Annotated in this window: 3 protein-coding genes and 2 pseudogenes; all 5 read right to left on the reverse strand. The window is 59.9% G+C overall.

Annotated elements, in window-relative coordinates:
- Window positions 1–131 precede the first annotated feature (131 nt).
- Window positions 132–419, reverse strand: a complete 288-nt coding sequence (gene rplY, locus CAK78_RS06410) for a 50S ribosomal protein L25 (RefSeq protein ID WP_176452703.1) — start codon at window positions 417–419, stop codon at window positions 132–134.
- Between the two features lie 106 nt (window positions 420–525).
- Window positions 526–1,377: pseudogene (locus CAK78_RS06415) on the reverse strand (hypothetical protein).
- A 63-nt stretch (window positions 1,378–1,440) separates the two neighbouring features.
- The gene (hrpA, locus tag CAK78_RS06420) at window positions 1,441–5,340 is read right to left on the reverse strand and encodes an ATP-dependent RNA helicase HrpA (RefSeq protein WP_094696743.1); all 3,900 of its coding nucleotides are present in this window, start codon (window positions 5,338–5,340) and stop codon (window positions 1,441–1,443) included.
- A 216-nt stretch (window positions 5,341–5,556) separates the two neighbouring features.
- Window positions 5,557–5,979, reverse strand: coding sequence for a CBS domain-containing protein (locus CAK78_RS06425; RefSeq protein WP_005301012.1), 423 nt, complete (start codon window positions 5,977–5,979; stop codon window positions 5,557–5,559).
- A gap of 84 nt (window positions 5,980–6,063) precedes the next feature.
- Window positions 6,064–7,097: pseudogene (locus CAK78_RS06430) on the reverse strand (helix-turn-helix transcriptional regulator).
- Window positions 7,098–7,099 lie beyond the last annotated feature (2 nt).

Below are 7,099 nucleotides of genomic sequence, written 5' to 3' on the forward strand. Positions count from 1 at the left end.
GCTGTCAATCATGCCTACAAGTAAAGACTAACGGTACTTTTTGAGTATTTTATTTTTATCGGGAAAAAATGCCGTAAAAACAAAGAGGCCACCCGATTGGGTGGCCTCTTTACAGGAACGTTCGTTGTCGATTAGACGCGAACGAAGTCCAGGTGAACCAGCTTGTAACGTACCGGGTGACGCTGGATCGCCTTGACGTTAGCTTTGACTTCTTCGCCGTTGATGACCAGGGTCAGCTCGGAGGAGTAGAACTCCGGCTTCTCTTGGGCCAGGATCAGCTTTTTGTGGTCCAGAGTGATGGACACGGCTTCTTTGCCTGCACCGTAAACGATGGCAGGAACTTGGTCAGCGTGACGCAGGCGGCGGCTCGCACCTTTCCCCAGGTCAGAACGGACTTCAGCTTGGAATACGAAAGACATAATAAGTATCTCTTTTAGATGAATGTATGGTGTTGACTGCGACCGGTCAGCACCTCGCAAAACGAGCGCGAATACTATCACGGGCCCAGAGCAGTGACAAGATACCTCAGCGTCCCTGCTCCAATCTGGCAAAACGCTGCAGTCGTTGAGCCGGGCTCAGAGCATCGAAACGGGCCAAGGTCTGCGGGGCCGGGCAGTAGAGGGTATCTCCCGCCTTCACCTTGATCCCCCGCCCCCTCAGGGCCTGGTTGTCATCGACAATGGCCAGCAGATAGCTGTAGGTATCCCCCGCTACCCCTGTCACGGTCCCGTTCTGGGCCAACATGGCGGCAATGCGCCAGAGGGTCTCTCCCGCCGCCACCTGATGACAGATCTGCTTGCCACCAGCCGCTGGCGCCGTCAAGGTCAGCGTGTTGTTGACAGACAACATCATCCCCTGCCCATCCCCCTGTGGTGAGACAAATTGCGCCAACCGGGTAACAGGCGCCTGCCAGCTGGTCTGCTGCGACAAGGCGGCCAGCAGGGGTTCCTCTTGCTCACTTGCCTTGGGTTGGCCCGGTGATGGTGGCATGGCAAACTCCGCCATGAAGGGCACGGCCAGGGTCGCCACCTCTTGTGTCGGATGAGGTTGATAGGCCGTCGGGGTAATGGGAGCCAGCCCGTAGGCCGCTTCGTCGATGCGCCGCAATCTTGCAAGATAGGCTTTGGAGAGCTCGGCCTCCCCCTCGAACAGATCAAAAGGGGGCACCAGCCGGGCCGGAAACAGCACCTGCCAGCGTCCCTTCTTCTTCTTGAGCTCGAGGGTGGGAAATTGATTGCCCCGCTAGGCCACAAACATGGTCGGCGGGGTGCGATGCAGCGGGTAGTACTCCGGGTTCAACTGTACCCAGGTTTGCTCGGCAATGGGTTGATAGCCACTGATGTTGACCATCGCCATCCCTAACCAGAATCCAAGCATCCTTGCTCCTCCGTTAGCGTCCAGGCAGCCGGTAGCGCACCCGCGGCCTTTCTCCTCAGCAGATTAGCACTGGGCGATGGCGTTTAGCACCCGTTTATCGGAGACCGGATAGGGGGTCCCCAGATTCTGGGCAAAGAACGACACCCGCAGCTCCTCGATCATCCAGCGGATGTTGGCCACCTCGGTGGGTACCAGCTGGGATTTCGGGATCTTGGCCAGCAGCGCCTTGTACTCCGACTCCACGCTGTGCACCTTGAGCATGTAGACCCGATCCCGGTTCGGGTCGATGGCGAGCTTCTCCAGGCGCCGCTCGATGGCGCGCAGGTAGCGCAAGAGATCCGGCAGTCGCTGCCAGCCGGTCTCGGTGACAAAGCCCTTGTGAATTAGGTTGCCGAGCTGCTGCTGGATATCGGACATGGCAAAGGCGGTGTCGAGCTGCATCTTGCCCTTGAGTCGCTTCTTGATCTCATGGGAGAGGGTCAGCACGGCTTCCACTTGGCTTGCCACTTCCACCACGGCGTCGTTGAGCTCGGCGCGGACATACTCCTTGAGCGCCTCGAAACCGGCCTCGTCCCAGGCCATGCCGCCGTGCTGCTCGATGAGCTTGTCGCAGCCGCAGGCGATGCAGTCATCGATCAGCTCCGCCACCTTGCCAAAGGGGTTAAAATAGAGCCCCAGCTTGGCCTTGTTGGGCAGCTTCTCCTGCAGATACTTGATGGGAGATGGCACGTTGAGCAGCACCAGCCGGCGTTGGCCCGCCCACATCAGCTGCTGCTGCACCGCCGGGCTCTCCACCAGCTGAATGGCGACCGAATCCTTCTGATCCACCAGAGCCGGATAAGCCTTCACTTCAAACCCGCTACGCTTCTGACTGTACTCCTTCGGCAGCTCGCCAAAGCTCCAGAGGGTAAGGCCGAACTGCTCGATATCGTCATCCGCCACTTGTGACAGGGTCTCCTGCACCTTGCCGCGCAGGGACTCTTTCAATGCCTCCAGATCTTTGCCTTCCGCCACCTTCTTGTGCTTGTCGTCCACCACCCGGAAGGTGAATTTCAGGTGATCGGACACCGCAGCCCAATCCCATGATTCGCGGGGCACAGTCACGCCGGTCATACGGCGCAGCTGGCGCTCCATCTCGTCCAGCAGCGGCCCCTGCTCGGGATTGATGCTGGCAAGCAGCGCATCGGCGTAGTTGGGGGCCGGTACGAAGTTCTTGCGCATCGGCTTTGGCATCGACTTGATGAGGGCCACCAACAGCTCATGACGCAGCCCCGGGATCAACCACTCGAACCCCTTCACCTCCACCTGGTTCAGGAGCGGCAGCGGGATATGCAGGGTCACGCCGTCCGCCGCCTCCCCCGGTTCAAACTGGTAGGTCAGTTTGAGCTTGAGGCGCCCCTGCTGCCAGAAGTTGGGGTAGTCGAGATCGCTGATGTGGGCCGCATCCCCCTTCATCAGCATCTCTTTTTCGAAATTGAGCAGCTCGGGATCCTGCTTTTGCGCTTCCTTCCACCACTTGTCGAAGTGGCGGCTTGATATCACCTCCTCCGGCAGGCGGGCATCGTAGAAGCGGAACAGATCCTCGTCATCCACCAGGATGTCGCGCCGACGGGATTTGTGCTCCAGCGCCTCCACCTCGGCCAAGAGCTTGCGGTTCTCACTGAAGAAGCGATGACGGGTCTCGAAATCCCCTTCCACCAGGGCTCGGCGGATAAACAGCTCGCGACACAGGGCCGGATCGAGGCGGCTGAAGTTGATGGTGCGCTCGTTGACCAGGGTCAGGCCATAGAGGGTTACCTTCTCCTTGGCCATGACGGCACCGTTCTTCTTAGACCAGTGGGGGTCGCTGTGGTGCAGCTTGATGAGATGGCCTGCCAGCGGCTCCACCCACTCGGGTTCAATCTTGGCGTTGATGCGGGCGTAGAGACGCGAGGTCTCAACCAATTCTGCGGCCATCACCCACTTGGGCGGCTTCTTGAACAAACCCGAGGCCGGGAACAGGTGGAAGCGGCCGTTGCGGGCCCCGAGGAATTCGGGCTTTTCCAGATCCTTGTTGCCGATGTGGCTGAGCAGCCCCGTGAGCAGGGCACAGTGCACCGTCTTGAAATCCGCCGGTTCATGGTTGGCTTTAAAACCCAGCTCCTTGATCGTCTGGCGCAGCTGGAAATGGATGTCCTGCCACTCGCGCACCCGCAGGTAGGAGAGAAACTCCTTCTGGCACATGCGCCGGAACGGGTTGCTGCCCAGCAGATCCTGCTGCTCTTTCAGGTAGTTCCACAGATTGACGAAGGCGAGGAAGTCGGAGTCCTTGTCTTCAAAGCGTCTGTGCTGCTCGTCGGCGGCCTGCTTTTTCTCCATGGGCCGCTCGCGGGGATCCTGAATGCTGAGGGCGGCGGTGATCACCATCACCTCGCTCAAACAGCCGGTTTGCGCCGCACTGATCACCATCTTCGCCAGGCGTGGATCAAGGGGGATGCGCGAGAGCTGGCGACCGGTCTCGGTCAGCTGCAGCTTGGCTTCGCGATCGCCGGTGGCAGGCAGCTCGCGCACCGCCTCCAGCTCTTTCAAGAGGGTCAGGCCATCCTTGATGTGGCGCGACTCCGGCGGCTCGACGAAGGGGAACGCCTCCATGTTGCCAAGGCCGAGCGCCAGCATCTGCAGGATGACGGACGCCAGGTTGGTGCGCAGGATCTCGGGGTCGGTGAAGGCTGGACGGCCGTTGAAATCCTCCTCGGAGTAGAGGCGGATACAGATACCGTCCGCCACCCGGCCGCAGCGCCCTTTACGCTGGTTGGCGCTGGCCTGGGAGACCGGCTCGATGGGCAGGCGCTGCACCTTGGTACGCCAGGAGTAGCGGCTGATACGGGCCGTACCCGGGTCAATCACATAGCGAATGCCTGGTACCGTCAGCGAGGTCTCCGCCACGTTGGTAGCCAGCACGATACGCCGCCCGGCGTGGGGCTGAAATACCTTGTTCTGCTCGGCGTTGGAGAGGCGGGCGTAGAGCGGCAGCACCTCGGTATCGCGCAGGTTGAGCTTGCGCAAGGCATCGGCGGTATCGCGGATCTCCCGCTCGCCGTTCATGAAGATGAGGATGTCCCCCAGCCCTTCACGGGCCAGCTCTTCGACCGCATCGAAGATCCCCTGCAGCTCATCGCGCTCTTCCAGCCCCTCACTTTTATCACTGGTGAGCGGGCGGTAGCGCACCTCAACCGGGTAGGTGCGACCGGAGACCTCTATCACCGGCGCCTTGTTGAAATGGCGGGAGAAACGCTGCGGGTCTATGGTGGCCGAGGTGATGATCACCTTCAGATCGGGGCGCCTTGGTAGCAGCTGTTTGAGATAGCCCAGAATGAAGTCGATGTTGAGGCTGCGCTCGTGGGCCTCATCGATGATGATGGTGTCGTACTGGGTCAGCATCCGGTCGTTCTGGATCTCCGCCAGCAGGATACCGTCGGTCATCAGCTTGATGTGGGTCTGCTCGCTCACCTGATCGGTAAAGCGCACCTTGTAGCCCACGTAGTGGCCGAGTTCGGACTCCATCTCCTCGGCGATGCGGGCCGCCACGGTGCGGGCCGCCAGACGGCGCGGCTGGGTGTGGCCGATAAAGCCTTTCACCCCGCGCCCCAGCGCCAGACAGATCTTGGGGATCTGGGTCGTTTTGCCCGAGCCGGTTTCGCCGGCGATGATCACCACTTGATGCTCTTCAATGGCCTTGGCGATCTCCGCCTGCTTCTGGCTGACCGGCAGGTTGTCCGGATAAGTGACCCTGGGCACACCGGCCAGACGGGACTGATAGCGCGCTTGTGCGGCATCCAGGTCGGCGGCAATGGTCTCGAGCACGGCGGCCTGCTTGGCTTCCGGCAGCTTCTTGGCCCCGTGCAGACGGCTGGAGAGACGGCGGGCGTCGAGGTTCATGCAGGCAGAGAGACGGCGGCGCAGCGCCTCGATAGAGAGAGACAAGGTACAAATTCCTTAAAAGAGTGCCCATCAAGGGCCATATCGATAGCTGGGGGAGATCCTAAAGAGCGAGGCTGGACGGTGCAAGCCTTAAAGCGGCGCCGAGGGGGATGAGGCCTGTATCACAGTTGGCATCGGCATTCCCCATGCGGCAATAAAAGAGCAGGCATGGTGCCTGCTCTGTGCTGCCAACGTGCTGACGAGGTGAAAACAGCGTCCTCAGGCACGAGCCTTGTGTACGAAACAGGTCCCCAGCTGGGCGTGGATGGCCTGCATCACGTCGTGGCGGCTGATGACCCCGAGCAGATGCCCCTCCTCCACGACCGGATAGATCTTGGGCTTTTGTCCCATCATCATCTCGGCCAGCTCGAGGATGCTGGTGTCGGGGCCGACGGCCAGCACCTCCTTGCGCATCACATCCCTGACCTGGGCTACCTGTTCACAGTGATAGGCCTCTTTCAACATGACGGCGATACAGTCCTGCTCGGAGACCCAACCCACCAGGTGGCCCCGTTCGTCCACCACGGGGCCGCCAAGCTGGCGACTGTTGAGAAACTTTTCCACTGCCGCCTGCACCATCATCTCCGCGCTGAAGGTGATGGGACGAGTCTGCATGTAATCCTTTGCCTTGAGTGATTCCATCGTGCGTTCCCCCAACCTGCCTCCCGGGCGGGAGGCGCGAGCCGGGCACTATGTCCGGCTCACTCCAAGCATAGCTCGCATGGATCAGGAGATGGATTGCAGCAACACAACAGCTCGTTCTGGCTATGGCAGTCGGTCTTCTTGAACACCCCTTTCAGGGTCGAGCGCACGGTTTCCACCTTGACGCCGCGCAGCTCGGCGATGTCGTTGCTGCTGTAGCCCTTGCTCATCAGCACCAGCAGCTCTTTCTCGCCGATGGTGAGCGGATAGAGGCTGGCCAGCGCTTCGATGTCGGGGTTGAAGGAGTGTTCGGGATCCCGCAGCACCACCTCCACATACCGTTCGAAGCGATTGAGACCGCTCATCAGGGTACACTGGATCAGCAACGGCCGCAGATTGGGCTGACGAGGAATGGACATATAGGCGCTGGCGCCGGGCAGCAGATAGGCAAAGCCATTCAATATCTCTTTGAACTGGCGCTGCTGTTCCTTATTTTGCAGCGAGAAAATACCATTGCCCGCTCGCAGTTCCATGTTCTCGTCGGCAATACGATTGAAGGCCACGTTGGAATAATGGATATGGCCTTTATCATCGACGATGGCGCTGGGTTTATTATGGTTTTTTACCAGCTGTTGTAGCTGATAGTTCTGGGTTTCCAGGGCCAGCAAGTTCCAATAATGTTGGCTCCAGGCCGCCAGGCCAGAATAAACTTCGCCAAGGGAAGAAATTTCCTGCGCGCTGAAATCATCCTGCGTCGCCGCACGATAGGTAGACAGGCTGCTAAGCCCCCGCCCCTTCACCCGGCAGACACCGCCGGCCGCAAACTGGGCGCCGAAACTGGCCAGCAAACCCGCCGAATTGGAGAGGCTGTTGGCACTGACGATCCCCTGGCAGCCCTTGTCCAGATAGTGATTGAACCACACATCCTGGCGATGGTGCTGGACATAGAACTGCTGCTGGGCTTCGGTCAAACCGCTGGAAAAGAGCTTGATGCCATCGCTCTTGTCATCATCCCGCAACAAGAACAGCGACGAGCTGCCTGACACGTCGGAGCGGAACTGATCCACCACCAACTTAATGTCAGAATCATTAATACCGCACTCATATAACTGGCTTATAT

The sequence above is a fragment of the Aeromonas sp. A35_P genome, from assembly GCF_002259925.1.
Lineage (GTDB): Bacteria > Pseudomonadota > Gammaproteobacteria > Enterobacterales > Aeromonadaceae > Aeromonas > Aeromonas dhakensis.

Bases quoted from the DNA above. Each gene is read 5' to 3' on its own strand.
- rplY (WP_176452703.1), bottom strand. From the start codon at position 419: ATGTCTTTCGTATTCCAAGCTGAAGTCCGTTCTGACCTGGGGAAAGGT.
- CAK78_RS06425 (WP_005301012.1), bottom strand. From the start codon at position 5,979: ATGGAATCACTCAAGGCAAAGGATTACATGCAGACTCGTCCCATCACC.